Annotated in this window: 13 protein-coding genes; 9 read left to right on the forward strand and 4 right to left on the reverse strand. The window is 60.2% G+C overall.

The features are described 5' to 3' along the window. Positions 1 to 55: 55 nt before the first annotated feature. Positions 56 to 1,198, reverse strand: coding sequence for an endonuclease/exonuclease/phosphatase family protein (locus tag BUE15_RS00075; protein WP_084548707.1), 1,143 nt, complete (start codon positions 1,196 to 1,198; stop codon positions 56 to 58). A 196-nt stretch (positions 1,199 to 1,394) separates the two neighbouring features. On the opposite strand from BUE15_RS00075, the gene BUE15_RS00080 reads away from it, so the two are divergent. The 5 genes from BUE15_RS00080 to BUE15_RS00100 all read left to right on the forward strand — a co-directional run bounded on the left by BUE15_RS00080 (position 1,395) and on the right by BUE15_RS00100 (position 10,933). Continuing rightward, positions 1,395 to 4,883: a DUF7948 domain-containing protein gene (locus BUE15_RS00080; RefSeq protein ID WP_073280663.1), complete on the forward strand. Its 3,489-nt coding sequence runs from the start codon at positions 1,395 to 1,397 to the stop codon at positions 4,881 to 4,883. 132 nt (positions 4,884 to 5,015) lie between these two features. Continuing rightward, the gene (locus BUE15_RS00085; RefSeq protein WP_244535835.1) at positions 5,016 to 5,486 is read left to right on the forward strand and encodes a ribosome maturation factor RimP; all 471 of its coding nucleotides are present in this window, start codon (positions 5,016 to 5,018) and stop codon (positions 5,484 to 5,486) included. Between the two features lie 121 nt (positions 5,487 to 5,607). Then, positions 5,608 to 6,903 (forward strand): transcription termination factor NusA, encoded by a 1,296-nt coding sequence (gene nusA / locus BUE15_RS00090; RefSeq protein ID WP_073280664.1) that lies wholly within the window; start codon positions 5,608 to 5,610, stop codon positions 6,901 to 6,903. 122 nt (positions 6,904 to 7,025) lie between these two features. Beyond that, the gene (gene infB / locus BUE15_RS00095; RefSeq protein ID WP_073280665.1) at positions 7,026 to 10,064 is read left to right on the forward strand and encodes a translation initiation factor IF-2; all 3,039 of its coding nucleotides are present in this window, start codon (positions 7,026 to 7,028) and stop codon (positions 10,062 to 10,064) included. 236 nt (positions 10,065 to 10,300) lie between these two features. Continuing rightward, complete coding sequence (locus BUE15_RS00100) at positions 10,301 to 10,933, forward strand: hypothetical protein (RefSeq protein ID WP_073280666.1); 633 nt, start codon at positions 10,301 to 10,303, stop codon at positions 10,931 to 10,933. 389 nt (positions 10,934 to 11,322) lie between these two features. Here BUE15_RS00100 and BUE15_RS00105 read toward each other — a convergent pair whose 3' ends face one another. From BUE15_RS00105 to mscL, 3 genes are all read right to left on the reverse strand, one after another. Beyond that, the gene (locus BUE15_RS00105; RefSeq protein WP_073280667.1) at positions 11,323 to 11,781 is read right to left on the reverse strand and encodes a hypothetical protein; all 459 of its coding nucleotides are present in this window, start codon (positions 11,779 to 11,781) and stop codon (positions 11,323 to 11,325) included. A gap of 108 nt (positions 11,782 to 11,889) precedes the next feature. After that, entirely contained in the window at positions 11,890 to 12,876 is a 987-nt protein-coding gene (locus BUE15_RS00110) for a DUF3078 domain-containing protein (protein WP_073280668.1), read from the reverse strand. Positions 12,877 to 13,009: 133 nt separating this feature from the next. Continuing rightward, positions 13,010 to 13,432, reverse strand: coding sequence for a large conductance mechanosensitive channel protein MscL (mscL, locus tag BUE15_RS00115; protein WP_073280669.1), 423 nt, complete (start codon positions 13,430 to 13,432; stop codon positions 13,010 to 13,012). Positions 13,433 to 13,630: 198 nt separating this feature from the next. Between mscL and BUE15_RS00120 the strand changes: the two genes are divergently transcribed. The 4 genes from BUE15_RS00120 to BUE15_RS00135 all read left to right on the forward strand — a co-directional run bounded on the left by BUE15_RS00120 (position 13,631) and on the right by BUE15_RS00135 (position 17,571). Beyond that, positions 13,631 to 14,422, forward strand: a complete 792-nt coding sequence (locus BUE15_RS00120) for an enoyl-CoA hydratase/isomerase family protein (RefSeq protein ID WP_073280670.1) — start codon at positions 13,631 to 13,633, stop codon at positions 14,420 to 14,422. A gap of 54 nt (positions 14,423 to 14,476) precedes the next feature. Further along, entirely contained in the window at positions 14,477 to 15,982 is a 1,506-nt protein-coding gene (locus tag BUE15_RS00125) for a polysaccharide biosynthesis C-terminal domain-containing protein (protein WP_073280671.1), read from the forward strand. A 92-nt stretch (positions 15,983 to 16,074) separates the two neighbouring features. Then, positions 16,075 to 16,509, forward strand: coding sequence for a dUTP diphosphatase (gene dut, locus BUE15_RS00130; RefSeq protein WP_073280672.1), 435 nt, complete (start codon positions 16,075 to 16,077; stop codon positions 16,507 to 16,509). Positions 16,510 to 16,560: 51 nt separating this feature from the next. Then, positions 16,561 to 17,571: a sugar nucleotidyltransferase gene (locus BUE15_RS00135; protein ID WP_073280673.1), complete on the forward strand. Its 1,011-nt coding sequence runs from the start codon at positions 16,561 to 16,563 to the stop codon at positions 17,569 to 17,571. Positions 17,572 to 17,625 lie beyond the last annotated feature (54 nt).

Here is a 17,625-nt window from a genome sequence, read left to right on the forward strand (position 1 = left end):
TACGGCGCCGGGCCGGGAATCGGTGCAGGAAACTGCTGTACCTTTCCCTTCGCCTCTATTCGGTTGGCGCCGGTTTCCGCAGCCGGTAAGTGGCCATGGTCGGAAAGTGGTCGGAGTACGGAATTTCGTAGTGCACCCAGAAGTCGTCTATCTGCCACTGCGGGCCGGCAAACTGGTTGTCGATGCGCACGAAGGGCAGGCGGCCGTTGTAGGTGGCTCCCACGCCGTTGCCTACGGCGGCCCAGGCGTTCTGGAAACGGTCGGCGAGTTGGTCGTAGCTGTAGCTGTAGGGCAGGTCGTTGAGGTCGGCGCAGAGCAGCAGCGGATACGGGCTGGCCTCGAAGCGCCGCACCAGCGTGTCTATCTGCCAGCTGCGGACCACCATGCCGCGCTTGAAGCGGCGCATCAGGCCCATGCCCTGGCGCTTCAGGCCGGCCTTGCTGGAATAGCTGTCTACGATGTCGCGCTCATCCATGCTCATGCTCTGCAAATGGAAGTTGAACACCCGGATGGTGTCGCCGGTGGGCAGGCGCAGGTCGGCCCACATGGCGTGGTTCTGGGTGAGCTTGCCGAAGTTCACGGTGCCGCGGTGCACAATAGGATAGCGTGAGAAGATGGCCATGCCGAACTCGGAGCCTGCCCCGTTGGTGAACGTCCGGGACAGGAAGCTCTGCCGTCCGCTCTGCGCCCCGATGCGCTCTACGGAGTTGAACACGTTTTTTTCCTTGCTGGTAGACGTGCGCGGCTCGTTGTAGAACTCCTGCAGGCACAGCACCTCGGCCGGACTGTCGGCCAGCCACTGAATCATCTTCTTGGAAGAAGCCAGCTCTTTGTCGCGCAGCTGCGGATACACGTTGAAGATGCGCACGTTGGAGCTGAGCACCCGCACGCGTGGCCCGGCTATGCTGTCGGCTGCCGCCGAAGGCAGGGGCGCAATCCGTAGCGGATGCACGGCCAGCCCGCGCTGGAAATGGGGCCACGTGAGCACCGCTACCAGCAGGGGCAGCGCCGCTACCCGCCAGTTGCGCAGCAACCAGTAAAACACTGCCAGCAGGTTCAGGGCCAGCGCTACGGGCAAAGTGAGGGCGCCAAATGCCGCCGGCCAGAAGGTGTAGGCAGGCACCTGCACGCAGGCAATAGCCACAAGGAGCCAGCCAATAATGAGCAAGGTGCAGGTGAAGGCAAACGAACGGCGCACAGCAGAAATAGGGCAGCCCAAGGGCCGACGGTGATACGCAAAGGTAAGCGGAAGCCTGCTAGGCTCCGGGCCTGATTATTGCGCAAGAATCAAGACCTGTTTTCGTTGTACTTTTAGTTTCTCAGTCTACTTTTTATCTATGTCTGTTTCTACTGTACGCATCTTTTGCTCCGGCTTACTGCTGGCGGCAGTTTCTATGCAAAAAGTCTTTGCCGGGCCTCTGCCGGCCGGGCCGGTTGCCCCCGAAAAGGCCTCGCTGGAGTTTATTGAAAACAAGGGCCAGTGGGACGCCCCCGTCCGGTACGCGGCGGCGCTGCCCGGCGGCCGGCTGTTCATGGGGCCGGCTGGCTTCACCTATAGTTTCCTAGACCCTAAAGCCCTGAGCCGGCACGCCCGCCATGGCACTCCGGCCACGGGCCAGCCCAGCTCCGATGAGGTGCGCGGCCATGCGTACACCGTGACGTTTGAGGGCGCCAACTCTGCCCCCACTCTGGCCGGCGAGGCCGCTACCCCGGCGCCCTACAACTATTTCCGGGGCAACGACCCCAAGCGCTGGGCCAGCAACGCCCGCGGCTTCCGGCGCCTGCGCTACACCAGTCTGTATCCAAAGATTGAAGCCGTACTCTACGAAAACGCCGACCAAAAGCTGGAATACGATTTTCTGGTGGCGCCGGGCGGACGGCCCGCCGCCATCCGGCTTCGCTATACCGGCCTCGACAAGCTCAGTCTCTCCGCCGATGGCAGCCTGCTGGTGCAGACTAGTGTGGGCCACGTAACGGAGCAGGCCCCTAAGGCCTGGCAGGAAATCGGAGGGCAGCGGGTGGCCGTAGCCTGCGCCTTCGAGCTGCAGGGCACTACCGTGAGCTTCCGGCTGGGCAAATACGACCGGCGCCACCCGCTCACCATCGACCCAACGGTTATCTTTTCTTCGTTTACGAACTCCACTGCCGACAACTGGGGCTTCACGGCTACTTACGACGCGCAGGGCAACATGTACGCGGGCGGAGCAGTATTCGACAACGGCTATCCGGTTTCGCCGGGCGCGTTTCGCACCTCCTTCAGCGGTGCCACCGATGTAGGCATCATTAAGTACAACACGGCCGCAAACGGCTCGACAGCTCGCCTGTACGCTACCTACCTTGGGGGCAACGATATGGAAGTGCCGCACAGCATGGTGGTGAACCCGCGGGGCGAGCTGGTGATAATGGGCTCTACGGGCTCAGGCAACTTCCCTACCACCGCCGGCGCCTACGACAACTCCCACAACGGCGGCCCCCAGATTACGCCCGATGACGAGTACGCCCCGTTCCGCTACGGCAACGGCGCCGACCTGTTCATTGCCAAGCTTTCGGCCAACGGCGCCTCCTTGCTCGGCAGCACCTATCTGGGCGGCTCCGGCACCGACGGTGTGGTTTCCCGGCTAAGCGGCACCCAACCCAACGGCGACCCCGCCACCGTGGACGGCATGCCCGGCTCCCCGGTCTTCAACTACGGCGACCAGTTCCGGGGAGACGTCACGACCGACGGCGACGGCAACATCTATATTGCTTCCGTTACGGCCAGCCTCAATTTCCCTACCCCCAATGGCTACCGTACCAGCTTTCAGGGCGGCACCTTCGATGCGGTGGTTGTGAAGCTGGCGGCGGACCTGCGCAGCCTGGTCTGGTCTACCTATCTGGGCGGTTCCAGCTCCGATGCAGCGTACTCACTGCAGGTAGATGGCACGCGTGGGGTATATGTAGCGGGCGGCACGCTTAGCTCCAACTTCCCTACCACCACCGGCAGCCTGCAGTCTGGTTTTCAGGGGGTGCTCGACGGCTTCGTTACGCACCTGAGCAATACGGGCTCAGCGGTGCTGCAGTCGTCGTACATAGGTACCGGGGCCTACGACCAGGTTTTTTTCGTGCAGCTGGATGCGGTCAGCAATGTATATCTGCTGGGCCAGACGCAGGGCGCTATGCCTATCAGCCCGGGCCTCTACGGAATAGCAAACGGCCGCCAGTTTATTCAGAAGCTCGACCCTTTGCTGAGCACCAGCCTCTACAGCACCCGGTTCGGCAGCGGCCGCACGCTATTTCCCGACATTTCCCTTTCCGCGTTTCTGGTCGATGATTGTGAGCGGATCTATATCAGCGGCTGGGGCGGCACCGTCAACGACCCTACGGGCAGCAACGGCAGCAGCACCAACGGCCTGCCCGTCACGGCCAACGCTATTCAGGCCCTCACCGATGGCTCCGACTTCTATCTGGCCCAGTTCAGCCCCGGCATGCGGGCGCTGGAATACGGCAGCTTTTTCGGGGAGCGGGGCGGCCGCGGCGAGCATGTGGACGGCGGCACTTCGCGCTTCGATAAGAAAGGCGTAGTCTACCAATCGGTATGTGGAGGCTGCGGCGGCACTTCGGCCTTCCCGATACCGCCGGGCGCCAGCACCTACTCGGCCACCAACAGCTCCAGAAACTGCAACAACGCCGCCTTCAAGATTGACTTCGGCAACGTCCTTGCCGACCCGGGTCCCAACCGTTACGTCTGCGTCGGCAGTGCACCGGTGGTACTGGGTGGTGCCCCGGCCGGCGGCATCTGGAGCGGGCCGGGCGTTACGGCGCTGCCGGGCGGCGGCTACCAGTTTACACCTGCCCCTGCCCGCCTGGGAGTCAATATCCTCACCTATTCGGTGGCTTCCACCGGTGTCTGCGTCAGCACCCGCCCCCTCAAAATCACCGTCACGCCGGAGCGGCCCGTTGCTATCACCCCGGTTCCACCCAAGTGCATCAACTCGGGCAACGTCCCGATGACAGCCACTCCGGCCGGTGGCGTATTCAGCGGCCCGGGCATGACCGGCAATATCTTCAACCCCGTTACGGCAGGTGTCGGCACGCACACACTCACGTATTCTATTTCCGATACGCTGGGCTGTGGCGTGGGCACGCAAACGGTGGTGGTCAGCCTGCTGCCCGAAGTACGGCCCGGCCGCGACACCACGCTCTGCGCCGACCAGACTGCTCCGTTTCAGCTGCGCGGCATGAGCCCGGCCGGCGGCACCTGGAGTGGCACGGGCGTTTCGCCAGGTGGGTTGTTTACGCCGCCTAATACCAACAACCGGGGCGGTATTTTCCCGCTCGTCTACACCTACGCATCCAATGGCTGTACCAACGCGGCCACACGCACCGTCGTGCTGGCGCCTACCTCGGCGGCCAACGTCTCCCTGAACCTGCCCGAGTGCTCCGCCTCACCGCGCTACACCGGCCTGGCTCCTTTCAACTGTCAGTTTGAGCCCGTGCTGCCCGGCGGCGTCTACGACTGGGACTTCGGCGACGGCACCCCGCATTCCACCGAAGCCAACCCGCTGCACTTATACGAGTACCCTGGCACCTACAGCGTGAAGCTGGTGGCGCGCTATGCCGGCTGCGTGGTCGAAACGGCTTTTGCGCCTGTGGTGGTGGGCGAAGTGCTGGTGCCCAACATCATCACGCCCAACGGCGACTCGCTCAACGACTCGTTCAAGCCCCGCTTCAGCTGCAAGCCCACGCTGCTGCAGGTGTTCAACCGCTGGGGCACGCTGGTATTCGAAACCAAAGACTACCACAACAACTGGAGTGGGCAGGGCCTGCCCAATGGCACCTATTACTATCTGCTCCGCGACACCGACAACCGCCGGGCCAAAGGCTGGGTGGAAATAACGCGCTAACTACGGCACGGCCGCGGGCCTGGGCGCAGCTCTTGCGTTTGGCGGTTTTTTGCCCTATATTTGCGCAGTATTCTGATTGTGAAGAGGGGACGTAGCGTCCCCTCTTTCTTTTATCACCCGGTTCAAGTCCAGATGAATTTCGATCAAAACCGCATTGCGGAGATGCTCCAGGATAGCCTTGCCGGCTTCGATCTGTTTGTCGTAGACCTGAGCGTTTCCGACGCCATCCGGCCCAAAATCACGGTCACGCTCGACAGTGAGCAGGGCCTGGGCATTGATGAGTGCGCCAAGGTGAGCCGCCGGCTGGCCAAGCGCATTGATGAAGCCTATGGCGAAGATGCGACGTACTCGCTGGAAGTAACCTCGCCCGGCGCCGACCAGCCCCTCACCGACCCGCGCCAGTACACCCGGCACGTGGGCCGCACCTTCAGCCTGAAACTGCAGGACGGCACCGAGAAAACCGGCAAGCTGGAAGCCATCGAAGCAGAAGGCATTCAGCTGGCCGAGGTTATCAAAGACAAAAGCAAAACCAAGACCCTCCCCGCCGTGCTGGTGCCGTTCACCGACATTCAGGAAGCCCGGATTGTCATTTCGTTTAAATAGAATGTTTGCCTGCTAGAAACTGTTTGCCCGTAGTAAACACCCCGTAGCGCCGCTACGTTACCACGGGCTTTCACCCAACAGCCTGCCAGCCAACACCTCAATACCTAACAATTTAAATCAGATGAACAGCAACGTCCTGATTGAATCGTTTGCCGAATTCGCCCGGAGCAAAAACATCGACCGCCCCACGATGATGAGCATCCTGGAAGACGTGTTTCGCACCATGATTCGCAAAAAGTACACCGATGACGCCAACTTCGACGTCATCCTCAACGTGGACAAGGGCGACCTGGAAATCTACCGCAACCGCGAAATCGTGGACGACAACTCGGAAGATATCTGGGACCATGATAAAATTCCGCTGGCCGAGGCGCAGAAGATTGAGCCCGACTTTGAGGTAGGCGAACAGGTGACGGAAGAAGTGAAGCTGGAAGATTTCGGCCGCCGTGCCGTGCTGATGGCCCGCCAGACCCTGATTCAGCGCGTGAAAGACCTGGAGCGTGACAACCTCTACCAGACCTATAAGGATCAGGTAGGCGAAATCATTGCCGGCGAAGTATACCAGGTGTGGAGCCGCGAGGCCCTCATCCTCGACAAAGACGAGAACGAGCTGGTGCTGCCCAAAGGCGAGCAGATTCCGAAGGACCGCTACCGCAAAGGCGACTCCGTACGGGCGGTGGTGCACAAGGTGGAAATCATTAACGGCACGCCTAAAATCATTCTGTCGCGCGCCGCGCCGGCTTTCCTGGAGCGTCTGTTCGAGCAGGAAGTACCCGAAATCTACGACGGCCTCATCACCATCAAGAACATTGTGCGTGAACCGGGCGAGCGGGCCAAAGTAGCCGTAGAAAGCTACGACGACCGGATTGACCCCGTAGGTGCTTGCGTGGGCATGAAAGGCTCCCGTATCCATGCCGTGGTGCGCGAGCTGGAAAACGAGAACATTGACGTGATTAACTACACCGACAACCTGGAGCTCTACATTGCGCGGGCTCTGTCGCCGGCCAAGCTCACGTCGATGAAGATAAACGAACAAACCGGCCGGGTTTCGGTGTTCCTCAAGCCAGACCAGGTTTCGCTGGCCATCGGACGGGGCGGTGCCAATATTAAATTGGCCAGCCGTCTCGTAGGCATGGAAATCGACGTGTTCCGGGATGCCGGCGACTACGAAGAGGACATTGCCCTCGACGAATTCTCGGACGAGATGGAAGCCTGGATTATTGATGAGCTCAAGAAAATCGGCTTGGATACTGGCCGGTCGGTATTGGCGGTCAGCAAAGAAGACATCGTACGCCGTACGGAGCTGGAAGAGGAAACTGTAGAAGATGTTTTCCGCATCATCCGCAACGAATTTGAAGGCGAAGAAGAGAGCACCGACGAAGCAGAAACCTCCACTGCCAGCGACAACGCGCAATGAGCGCGCGGGCTTCGGCCCGGCAAAGGCGTTAGATCGAGCCAGCCGGCTTGATTTAACACCGGCTGGCTCCATTTAAAATAGTACCTTTGCACCAAGATAAGAGTATCGTTCGCGAGCATAGAATGGCGGAAGCAGCAACCAAACGGCTTAGTCAGGCAGCCAAAGACCTGAACGTTGGGATGAGCACTATCGTGGAAACCCTGACGAAAAAGGGATTTCCGGTAGAAAACAAGCCTACAACCAAGCTGACTTCCGAGCAGGTGGCGTTGTTGGACAAGGAATTTGCGTCCTCAGCTCAAGACAAGCTGGAAGCCGCCAAGCTCAGCCAGGCCAAGCGCCAGAGTGAGCTGGAGGCGGCGGCCAACGCCCGTCCGGCAGAGCCTGCAGCCCCGAAAGCTCCGGCCCCCAAACTAGTAGAAACGCCGGCACCAGCTCCAGCCCCTGTGGCGCAGGCTGCGCCAGCTCCGGCCCCGGTGGTTCCTACCCCAGCTCCGGCTCCCGAAGCGCCAAAAGCGCCGGGCCTCAAGGTGCTGGGCAAGATTGAACTCGACGCTAAAGGGCGTCCGGTGCCTCCCAAAGCTGCCCCGGCTCCCACGCCTGCCCCGGCAGCAGAGCCGCAGCCAAAAGCCGCCGCTGCTCCGGTAGCAGAAGAGAAACCAGCGCCAGCCCCGGCTCCTGAAGCGGCTCCGGCACCTACTCCTGCCCCGGCAGCTCCGGCTGCTCCGGTAGCAACTGCTCCAGAGCCTAAGCCGGCTCCGGCCGCGCCTGTTGCCCCGGCAGCCGAGAAGCCTGCCCCAGCTGCAGCTCCCGAAGCCGCTCCAGTAGCTGCAGCTCCGGCTGCGGAAGCACCAGCAGCCCCGGTTACCGATGCCGCCAGCGAAGAAGCCGGTACCATCGTAGCCAAAGCCGATCAGCTGAAAGGCCTGACGGTACTGGGCAAGATTGAGCTGCCCATGGATTCGTCGCGGCGCGGTGGCCGTGGAGCGCGCCCGGTTGCTTCTTCCGATGTACGCAAAAGCGGCCTGGCCGCTGATAAGAAGAAACGCCAGCGCCTGCCTGGCCCAGGCGGCGCTACGCAGCCGGGTTCGGCCAGCCAAGGCTCTCAGCAGGGCGGCGGTTATCAGGGCAACCGTCCGGTTACGCCGGCTGGCCAGCGCCCAGGTGGCCCCGGCCAACGGTCTGGTGGTCCGGGCCAGCGTCCCGGTGGCCCCGGCCAGCGCACCCAGCCTACGGTTCCGCTCACCCCCGAGCAGAACGACAAGCAGATCCAGGAGCAGATCAAGGCTACGCTGGCAAAACTCAGCGGTGGCCGTGGTGGCAACAGTAACAACCGCGCTAAATACCGCCGCGACAAGCGTGCCGGTGTAGCGGAAGACCGTGAAGCCCAGCGTGCTCAAAACGAGCTGGACGCCAAAACCCTCAAAGTAACCGAGTTCATCTCCGCCAACGACCTGGCCTCGCTGATGGACGTTTCGGTGAACGAGATTATCAAGGTCTGCCTGAACATGGGCATGTTCGTGTCCATCAACCAGCGCCTCGATGCTGAAGCCATTACCGTCATTGCCGACGAGTTTGGCTACGATGTGGAGTTCCTGTCCGCTGAGGAAGAGGATACCGTTATCGAAGTTACCGACAGCGAGGAAGACCTGCAGCCACGTGCCCCGGTTGTCACCATCATGGGCCACGTCGACCACGGTAAAACGTCGTTGCTTGACTACATCCGCAGCGCCACGGTGGCTAAGGGTGAAGCCGGTGGTATCACGCAGCACATTGGTGCCTACGACGTGATGACCAAATCGGGTAAGCGTGTGACGTTCCTGGATACACCGGGTCACGAAGCGTTTACCGCTATGCGTGCCCGTGGTGCCAAGGTGACGGACATTGCCATCATTGTGGTAGCGGCCGACGACTCGGTGATGCCACAGACCAAGGAAGCCATCAATCACGCGCAGGCCGCTGGTGTTCCGATTGTAATTGCTCTCAACAAGATTGATAAGCCCGGTGCCAATCCTGACAAAGTCCGCGAGGAGCTGTCGGTGATTAACATCCTGGTGGAAGAATGGGGCGGCAAATACCAGAGCCAGGAAGTTTCGGCTAAAACCGGCCTGGGCATCGACGACCTGCTGGAAAAAGTCCTGCTGGAAGCCGAGATTCTGGAACTGAAAGCCAACCCAGACCGCAACGCCATTGGTAGCGTTATTGAAGCCTCGCTGGACAAAGGCCGCGGCTACGTAACCACCATCCTGGTACAGACGGGCACCATGAAAGTGGGCGACATCGTGCTGGCTGGTCCGCACTATGGTCGCGTGAAGGCCATGACCGACCACCGCGGCAAGAAGATGAAGCAGGCTGGCCCCTCCACTCCGGTGCAGGTGCTGGGTCTGACTGGCGCTCCACAGGCCGGCGACAAGATTCAGGTGATGGAATCGGAACGCGAAGCCCGCGAACTGGCCACGCAGCGTCAGCAGCTGGCCCGTGAGCAGAGCATGCGCACCAAGAAGCACATCACACTGGATGAGATTGGTCGTCGTCTGGCTATCGGCTCGTTCAAAGAGCTCAACGTTATTGTGAAAGGTGACGTGGACGGCTCGGTGGAAGCACTGGCCGACTCCCTGCTCAAACTGAGCACGCCGGAAGTGGCCGTGAACATCCTCAGCAAGAGCGTGGGCGCCATTTCGGAATCCGACGTACTGCTGGCTTCGGCTTCCGACGCCATCATCATTGGCTTCCAGGTGCGGCCCTCGCAGAGTGCCCGCAAGCTGGCGGAGCAGGAGCAGATTGATATCCGCCTCTACTCTATCATCTACAACGCCATCAACGAGGTGAAGGATGCCATGGAAGGCATGCTGGCCCCGACGGTGAAAGAAGTGGTGGTAGCCAACGCCGAGGTTCGTCAGGTATTCAACATCACCAAAGTAGGCACCATTGGTGGCTGCATGGTGACGGACGGTACCTTCACCCGCAAAACCAAAGTCCGCCTTGTGCGCGACGGTATTGTGGTGTACTCCGGCGAAATTCAGGACCTCAAGCGCTACAAAGACGACGTGTCGGAAGTGCGCCAGGGCTACGAATGCGGTATTTCGATTAAGGGCTTCAATGACCTGCGCGAAGGCGACAACATTGAGGGCTTCGAAGAACAGGAAGTGAAACGGACGCTCTAAGCGTAGTTCACCTGATACTGGCAACGGCCCCTACTGCTTCGGCAGTAGGGGCCGTTTTGTTTTGTGGCTGGCTGTCACATCATTATGTTATTGACCTCCGAGAGCCAGAAAGGTACTTTTATATAAAATCATGGATGATTTAAACGTCGCACTAGCGTCTTCTACCGACGTCGGGCCGGGCGTCAGTACCTGAGGGCCAGGCGCAAGGTTTCCTGCTCTCACCTACCTATTCAGCTATGAACAACTCTTGCATTCTGTTGGTACTCACGGAAATCTTTCTGTTGGCGGCCTGCGGCCAGGTAGAGGAAGCTCGCAACTCCTACACTGCCATTAGCAGCAGCGCCAAGGCCGCCAAACAGATAGGCCAAGCCCTGGAAGCAGCCGAAAAGAGGCGCACGATGCGCGCTGAGCGTGGCGACACAGCATCACTCAACTACAAAGAGCTGCAACGCTACCTGCCCGGCAGCATTGGCGGCTTTTTGCCCGTAGGCAAGCCTGAGGGCGAATCCATTAACATGGGCGGCATCAGCTACTCCACCTGCGAGCAGACCTACCAGAAAGGCAACCAGCACCTGAAGGTGCAGCTGGTGGACTACAACGGGGCCAATGCGCTGTACGCCGGCGCTACCGCCATGATGTCGGCGGGGTTTTCGCAGGAAAACGACGAGGAACTGATGCGGGGGTGCGACCTGGGAGTGGCGCACGTGAAGGGCTGGGAAACGCTGCAGAAGAAAGACCACAAAGCCAGCGTAGCACTGGGAGTGGGCGACAGGTTCTTTGTGGCAGTAGAATCTGATGGGCAGCAAGACACAGAGTTCGTGAAGCAGGTAGCCCGCAACATCGACCTGCAGGCTTTGGCGAAGCTCTAGTACCGGCTTTTGCGGTGGCAGCCAGACCACCCGGATGCGGCCATTTCCCCTAGCGAAACCTTACTATGATACCTACTCGCTCTGCTGTTTTGGGTACATCTTCGTCGCGGCCCGCGGCATCGGGTTGCCATCTGCCGGCTCCCGTATGCTACCTCTCGCTGAACGCCAGCGCCCGCCTACCTACCACGCACGCTGCTTCGGCTGATACACCGCTGGCTCTGCCGGGGCCCGGCTGGGACCCTACCAAACGGCAATTGTCCTGACAAACACACACCTATACGTTCTTCTTTAGCAGCCTCGGGGGCGAACGGTGGCCTCGAACCTGCTTAAGATGCGAAAAGCCCCGGAGCGCTGCGCCGGGGCTTTTTTTGTATTGCAAGCAGGTTTCCTTAGAAAGGCAGGAATCCGCTTTTTCTCTTTTTGTGCTTGAGCGGCTTGCCTTTGGGGTCGATACCGGGAGCCGCACGGCTCTGGCCCTTTTTCATCATGGCATTGCGGCTGTGCTTGCTGGCCTTGAACTTACGCACCGTAAAGCCGCCCGAGCTTTTTTCGTACTGGCGGGCTGGCCCCGAAGCACGCCCGAAGCTGGTATTGGCGGACCCACCGCCGGCCCGGGCTTCCAGCACTTCAATCTGCTGGTCGCGCTTGGCCTCGTCAGGGTTCATGTTCATGCGCCGCTGCATGTTGGCAATATCGGCTGATGAAGCCTTGCGCTTATTTTTGCGTGGCCCCTGCTCATTCGCTTTACGCACCTGCTCCTCGGAAGTGGAGAGCGGTACCTGGGCCTGAACAGGCTTGCTGAGCAGGCCTGCGGAGGCCAGCAGTGTGGTTGCAATCAGTTTTTTCATGCGCTGAAGCGGGTGGAAAAGCAATGAATACCAGCCAAAGAAAGACAAGCGGGTGGCTTCTGTTCCTTGGCGCGGCAACGGGTGGGCTCCCAAGTTAGTTCAAATTCTTTAAAACTTGTAGGTCAGCCCGATACCTAACGTTTCTTTAAACTGTATGCGCCGGCCACGGGCCGTAGGGTCGCCATTCTGCTCGTCCACGTTTAACGGCACCAGAATGTCGTCGTCGTATACGAGGGTGGTAGCTACGCTGGCGCTGAAAAACCGGTTGATTTTAAAATCCAGCAGATTTTCCCAGTTTACGTCAATGTTCTGCGGATTGTGACCATAATTGCTGAACAGCTCCAGCCGGGTCTGGTAGGTAACGTTGGTCATCAGAGGCCGGCGGTAGCGGGCATTGAGGTAGGCGCCCAACTCTTCGCGCAGCCTTTCGCCGGTGCCGGCTATGGGCCGTCCGTCTGGGCCGCGGCGCGCCTCCCGCACTCCAAAAGCTCCTGCATCGGCCAAGGCCTGGTCGGCGACAACCGTGAACTTGCCCGTAGCCGGCGACAGGAACAGCGAAAAGTCGTCGTTGGGCTTATACTCGAAACCCAGTGAGGCCAGAATGTAAGCGGGAGCAAAAAACTTCGACAAGAGCGAATCGGTCCGAATGATGTCGTTGGTGGGCGTGAGCTGGGTTTTGAGGTTGAGTTGGCCGGCGTAAGACCACTTCGGGGCGAAGCTGCGCGCATAGCGCGCATTCAACTCCAGCCGGTCGTCGTTTTTGCGCACTTTGGCTTTGCCGGCTTTCAGCAACCCGTACACCAGGTTGCCCGCCAGATCCAGCGAATGTTTGTCTTCGCGGTAGTGAGCGTAGATGTTGCCCAGCCCAAGCAGCGACAGAGAGCTTTGCCCGCCCGGAGCCCAGTTGCTCAGGCTCACCTGGCTGAAATTGAGCGTGCCGGCCCCACCCCGCCGCCAGCCGCGGGCGGTGTCAACCTCGGCCGATATTTTGTAGGCTGCCTGTGGCGCAGGCGCCCGGTTCGGAATCGGGTCCTGGGCTATAGCCACCCCAGCAGACCACCCGATGAGGCCCGGCAGCAGAAGCAGGCAGCGCATTGAAAGTAGATAAAAAGTTGGTTTCATAAGGCGAAGAAGCTGGTGAATACCCAAAAGCAAAGCCGGCCCCTACCCTGCCAGGTAGCAGAGAAAGGCCGGCTTGGCATAAGCGGCAGCTGGCAACGGCTGCGTGTTAGTTGCGGGTGCGCAGTGCGTCCCGGATTTCCATCAGCAGCACCTGGTCCTTGGTTGGGCCGGGGTCGGCTACCACTACTTCCTGCGGCTTCTTGAAGCGGTTGGCCAGCTTCACAATCCAGAAAATAGCAAACGCCATGAGCAGGAAGGCCAGCACGGCATTCAGAAATAACCCGTAGTTGACAGTAGCGGCGCCAGCCTTTTTGGCTTCTTCCAGTGTTTTGTAGGTGCTGCCGTCCAGGGCCAGAAACCAATCCTTGAAGTCCATACCACCCGTCAGCAGGCTAAGCACCGGCATCAGAATATCATCGGTCAGTGACTTTACGATTTGGCCGAAAGCTCCGCCAATAATGACACCGACTGCCAGATCAAGCACATTTCCTTTAGAAATGAACTCCTTGAACTCAGAAACGAAACCCATGTGTGTGATTGATTTTTGGTGGATGAAAGAGAATTTTTTTTCAATATAAGACTTTTCTAATTTACCTACTGCGCAGCTTTGCCCCAGGCCTGCGGCACGGCATACTGGTCGGCTACCTGGCCGGCAGGCGGGCACTATCAGGGCTAACGATTTGCGCTATCTTTGCCCGCATCCGCTTTTCACTTCCTCCTGCTCTATATGGCTTCTTTCGATAATCTGCTTTATGACCTTGATGCCGCCTCCGGCATCCTGACCATCACCCTGAACCGCCCGGCCAAGCTCAATGCCCTGAATGCCGCTACCATCATGGAAATCGGCCAGGCTATGCAGGCCGCACTCGACGATGCCGCCGTGCGTGGCATCATCCTAACGGGCAGCGGTGAAAAAGCCTTTGTAGCCGGCGCCGACATTGCCGAGCTGGCCGCCATCGAAACGGAGCCGCTGGCCCGCCGCGCCTCCGAGCAGGGGCAGGAAGTGTTTTGCATGATCGAGGAAAGCCCCAAGCCGGTTATTGCCGCCGTCAACGGCTTTGCGCTGGGTGGCGGCTGCGAGCTGGCTATGGCCTGCCACCTACGCATTGCCGCCGAAAACGCCCGCTTCGGGCAGCCTGAAGTAAACCTGGGCCTGATTCCGGGCTACGGCGGCACGCAGCGGCTGGCCCAGCTCATTGGCAAGGGCAAGGCGCTGGAGCTGCTGCTCACCGCTGATATGGTGAAGGCCGACGAAGCCCTGCGCCTCGGCCTCGTCAACCATGTGGTGCCCGCCGCCGAGCTGCTGAGCTTCACGCGGGACCTGCTGAGCCGCATCCTGACCAAAGCCCCGCTGGCCGTGGGCCTGGTTATCGACAGCGTGAATGCCCTCTACGCCGATGAGCGCCACGGCTACCAGGTAGAGGCCAATGCTTTCGGGCAGTGCTTCGCCTCCAACGATTTTAAAGAGGGTACGCAAGCCTTCCTCGAAAAGCGCCCGGCCGCCTTCAAAGGCCACTAAGAAGGCAGGGCGCGGTGCCCCGTGCCCCTGCCTTCTTCATCCCTCATTCTCTTTATGAGTGTAGCGAAGAAGCTGGCCTCGCAAACGGCCGTGTATGGTATCAGCAGCATAGTGGGGCGCGTGCTCACCTATCTGCTGGTGCCGGTGTACACGGCCCGGTTTGCGGCGGCCGAATACGGTATTGTCACGGGCCTGTATGCCTACGTGTCGTTTCTGAACGTGGTGTTTACCTACGGGTTGGAAACCACATTTTTCCGCTTTGCCAACCGCCCCGGCACCGACCGACAGCTGCTGTACGACCGGGTACTGAGCTTACTGCTGGTGAGCAGCGTGGTGCTGAGCGGGCTACTGGCGTGGCAGGCCGGGCCGTTGCTGGAGCTGCTGGGGCTGCCGCCCGGCCACGAGCGGTACGCCGTGTGGCTGGCTCTTATTCTGGGCCTCGATGCGGTGGCCGCCATTCCGTTTGCGCGGCTGCGGCTGGAAAATAAGGCCAGGAAGTTTGCCGGAATCCGCATGGCCAACATCCTGCTGAATGTGGGCCTGAACCTGTTTTTTATCGTGCTGTGCCCCGATGTGCTGGCCGGCAAGTACCTGAGCAGCCTGCAGCCACTAGCCGCCCGCCTCTACGACCCCAGCATTGGGGTGGGCTATGTATTTCTGGCTAACCTGGCGGCCAGCGCCTTCACGCTGCTGCTGCTGGGCCGTGAGCTGGCCGCCTTCCGGTTCGGCCTGAGCCTAGAACCACTGCGGCCGCTGCTGACCTACGCCTACCCGATCATGCTCATGGGCCTGGCCGGCATGGTAAACGAAACGCTGGACCGGATTCTGCTGCCCACCTGGCTGCCCGACAACTTCTACCCGGGCAAGAGCAGCCTCACGGCCGTGGGCATCTATGGCGCCTGCTACAAGCTCAGCATCTTCATGAGCCTCGTGATTCAGGCGTTCCGCTACGCCGCTGAACCGTTCTTTTTCGCGCAAAGCACCGAGAAGAACTCGCCGGCCACCTTCGCAATGGTTCTGAAGTGGTTTACGATCTGCTGCGCCGTTATTTTCGTGGGGGTGAGCCTGAACCTGGAGCTGCTGGCCGAGCTGTTTCTGAAGCGGGCCGAATACCGCGAAGGCATAGCCGTGGTGCCGGTGCTGCTGCTGGCCAACCTGTTTCTGGGCGTCTACTGGAACCTGTCGGTGTGGTTTAAGCTCACCGACAAAACGTATTACGGCACCTATATCGGGGCGGCCGGCGCGGTTGTCACCATTGCGCTGAATATCCTGCTGATTCCGGTGCTGGGCTACATGGGTTCGGCGCTGGCCACGCTGGTCTGCTACTTCCTGATGGCCGCTATCTGCTGGTGGCTGGGCGAGCGGCACTTTCCGGTGCCTTATCCGGTGGGCCGGTTGCTTCTGTGGCTACTGGTGGCGGCGGGCATTGTGGCACTCGGCTGGTTTGTGGCGCCCGAAAACTATTGGGTGCGCCATGCGTGGCATCTGGGGCTGTGTGCTGCTTTCGTGGGCCTGCTGGTGCTGGTAGAGAAGCCCCAGCGCGTGCTGGCCCGCCGATAAGCCAGCCGAACCGCTTCAGCCTGAAATTCAGCACGTAGCGCCGCATTTTGATTGGATTGGGCGCACCATCTTCCACCCGCTACCTTTGCTCCATGCAGATTCCTGTTATCAACCGTTCCCGCCACCCGCTGCCCGAGTACCAGACGGCCCACGCCGCTGGCCTCGATGTGCGGGCCAACCTGCCCGAGCCGATTACGTTGAAGCCTCTGCAACGCGCCCTCGTACCGACCGGCTTATTTATGGAAATACCGGTAGGCTATGAAATGCAGGTGCGGCCCCGTAGCGGCCTGGCATACAAGCACGGCATCGGTATCGTCAATAGTCCGGGTACCATCGATGCCGATTACCGGGGCGAGCTGAAAGTGCTGCTGGTAAACCTTTCTGATACCGAGTTCGTGGTACAGGATGGCGAGCGTATCGCGCAGCTGGTAGTGGCCCGGCACGAGGTAGTAGCCTGGCAGCCAGCCGAAGCGCTAAGCGAAACCCAGCGCGGCACGGGCGGCTACGGCAGCACCGGCGTGCAGTAACCGCCACTTATTCTTACACTTCACCTCCACCTTACAACAACCAACCTCCCGATGAGAATTATTGTCCCGATGGCAGGCATGGGCAAACGCATGCGCCCACATACGCTCACCGTTCCCAAACCGCTCATCCCGATTGCCGGCAAGCCTATTGTGCAGCGCCTAGTGGAGGATATTGCCAAAGTATGCGGCGAGCCGGTGCAGGAAGTAGCCTTCATCATTGGCCGCTTCGGGGCGGAGGTGGAAAAGAGCCTGCTGCAGATTGCCGAATCGGTAGGTGCCAAGGGCACGATTCACTACCAGGACGAGCCGCTGGGCACGGCGCACGCTATTCTGTGTGCCCAAAGCGCCCTGACCGGCCCGGTGGTAGTGGCCTTCGCCGATACGCTGTTCAAGGCCGACTTCACGCTGGACTCCAGCGTGCCGGGCACCATCTGGGTGCAGAAAGTAGACGACCCCAAGCCGTTCGGCGTGGTGAAGCTCAACGAGCAGGGCCAGATTACGGACTTCGTGGAAAAGCCGCAGGAGTTTGTGTCGGACCTGGCTATCATCGGCATCTACTACTTCCAGGACGGCGAGTATCTACGCAGCGAGCTGCAATACCTGCTCGACAATAACATCATGGACAAAGGCGAGTATCAGCTCACCAACGCCCTCGAAAACATGAAGAACAAGGGCACCACGTTCGTGCCCGGCCGCGTGACGGAATGGCTCGACTGCGGCAACAAGGACGCTACGGTGTTCACCAACCAGCGCTACCTGGAATACCTGCAGGAGCGCGGCGAAAACCTGGTATCGGACTCGGCCAAAGTGACGAACTCCGTGCTGATTCCGCCGGTGTACATCGGGGAAGGCGCCGTCATCACCGATTCGGTGGTAGGGCCCCACGTGTCGCTGGGCAACCAAAGCAACGTGCGCGGCTCGGTGGTGTCTAATTCCATTGTGCAGCAGTCGGCTACGGTGCAGCACGCCAACGTAACCAACTCCATGATTGGCAACTTCGCCACGGTAACCGGCACCCCCGACGACCTGAGCCTGGGGGACTACAATACGCTGCGCGTATGATAATTTTGTAGCCGCTTACGTTACGCAGAGGCGCGGGGCCATTCCGCCGTTTTG

This window comes from Hymenobacter psychrotolerans DSM 18569, from assembly GCF_900142395.1.
GTDB classification, from domain to species: Bacteria; Bacteroidota; Bacteroidia; order Cytophagales; family Hymenobacteraceae; genus Hymenobacter; species Hymenobacter psychrotolerans.

Excerpts from the sequence above, each read along its gene's own strand:
- BUE15_RS00100 (WP_073280666.1), top strand. The coding sequence starts at position 10,301 with ATGAACAACTCTTGCATTCTGTTGGTACTCACGGAAATCTTTCTGTTG.
- mscL (WP_073280669.1), bottom strand. The coding sequence starts at position 13,432 with ATGGGTTTCGTTTCTGAGTTCAAGGAGTTCATTTCTAAAGGAAATGTG.
- BUE15_RS00085 (WP_244535835.1), top strand. The coding sequence starts at position 5,016 with ATGAATTTCGATCAAAACCGCATTGCGGAGATGCTCCAGGATAGCCTT.
- nusA (WP_073280664.1), top strand. The coding sequence starts at position 5,608 with ATGAACAGCAACGTCCTGATTGAATCGTTTGCCGAATTCGCCCGGAGC.
- BUE15_RS00105 (WP_073280667.1), bottom strand. The coding sequence starts at position 11,781 with ATGAAAAAACTGATTGCAACCACACTGCTGGCCTCCGCAGGCCTGCTC.
- infB (WP_073280665.1), top strand. The coding sequence starts at position 7,026 with ATGGCGGAAGCAGCAACCAAACGGCTTAGTCAGGCAGCCAAAGACCTG.
- BUE15_RS00080 (WP_073280663.1), top strand. The coding sequence starts at position 1,395 with ATGCAAAAAGTCTTTGCCGGGCCTCTGCCGGCCGGGCCGGTTGCCCCC.
- BUE15_RS00110 (WP_073280668.1), bottom strand. The coding sequence starts at position 12,876 with ATGCGCTGCCTGCTTCTGCTGCCGGGCCTCATCGGGTGGTCTGCTGGG.
- dut (WP_073280672.1), top strand. The coding sequence starts at position 16,075 with ATGCAGATTCCTGTTATCAACCGTTCCCGCCACCCGCTGCCCGAGTAC.
- BUE15_RS00120 (WP_073280670.1), top strand. The coding sequence starts at position 13,631 with ATGGCTTCTTTCGATAATCTGCTTTATGACCTTGATGCCGCCTCCGGC.
- BUE15_RS00125 (WP_073280671.1), top strand. The coding sequence starts at position 14,477 with ATGAGTGTAGCGAAGAAGCTGGCCTCGCAAACGGCCGTGTATGGTATC.
- BUE15_RS00135 (WP_073280673.1), top strand. The coding sequence starts at position 16,561 with ATGAGAATTATTGTCCCGATGGCAGGCATGGGCAAACGCATGCGCCCA.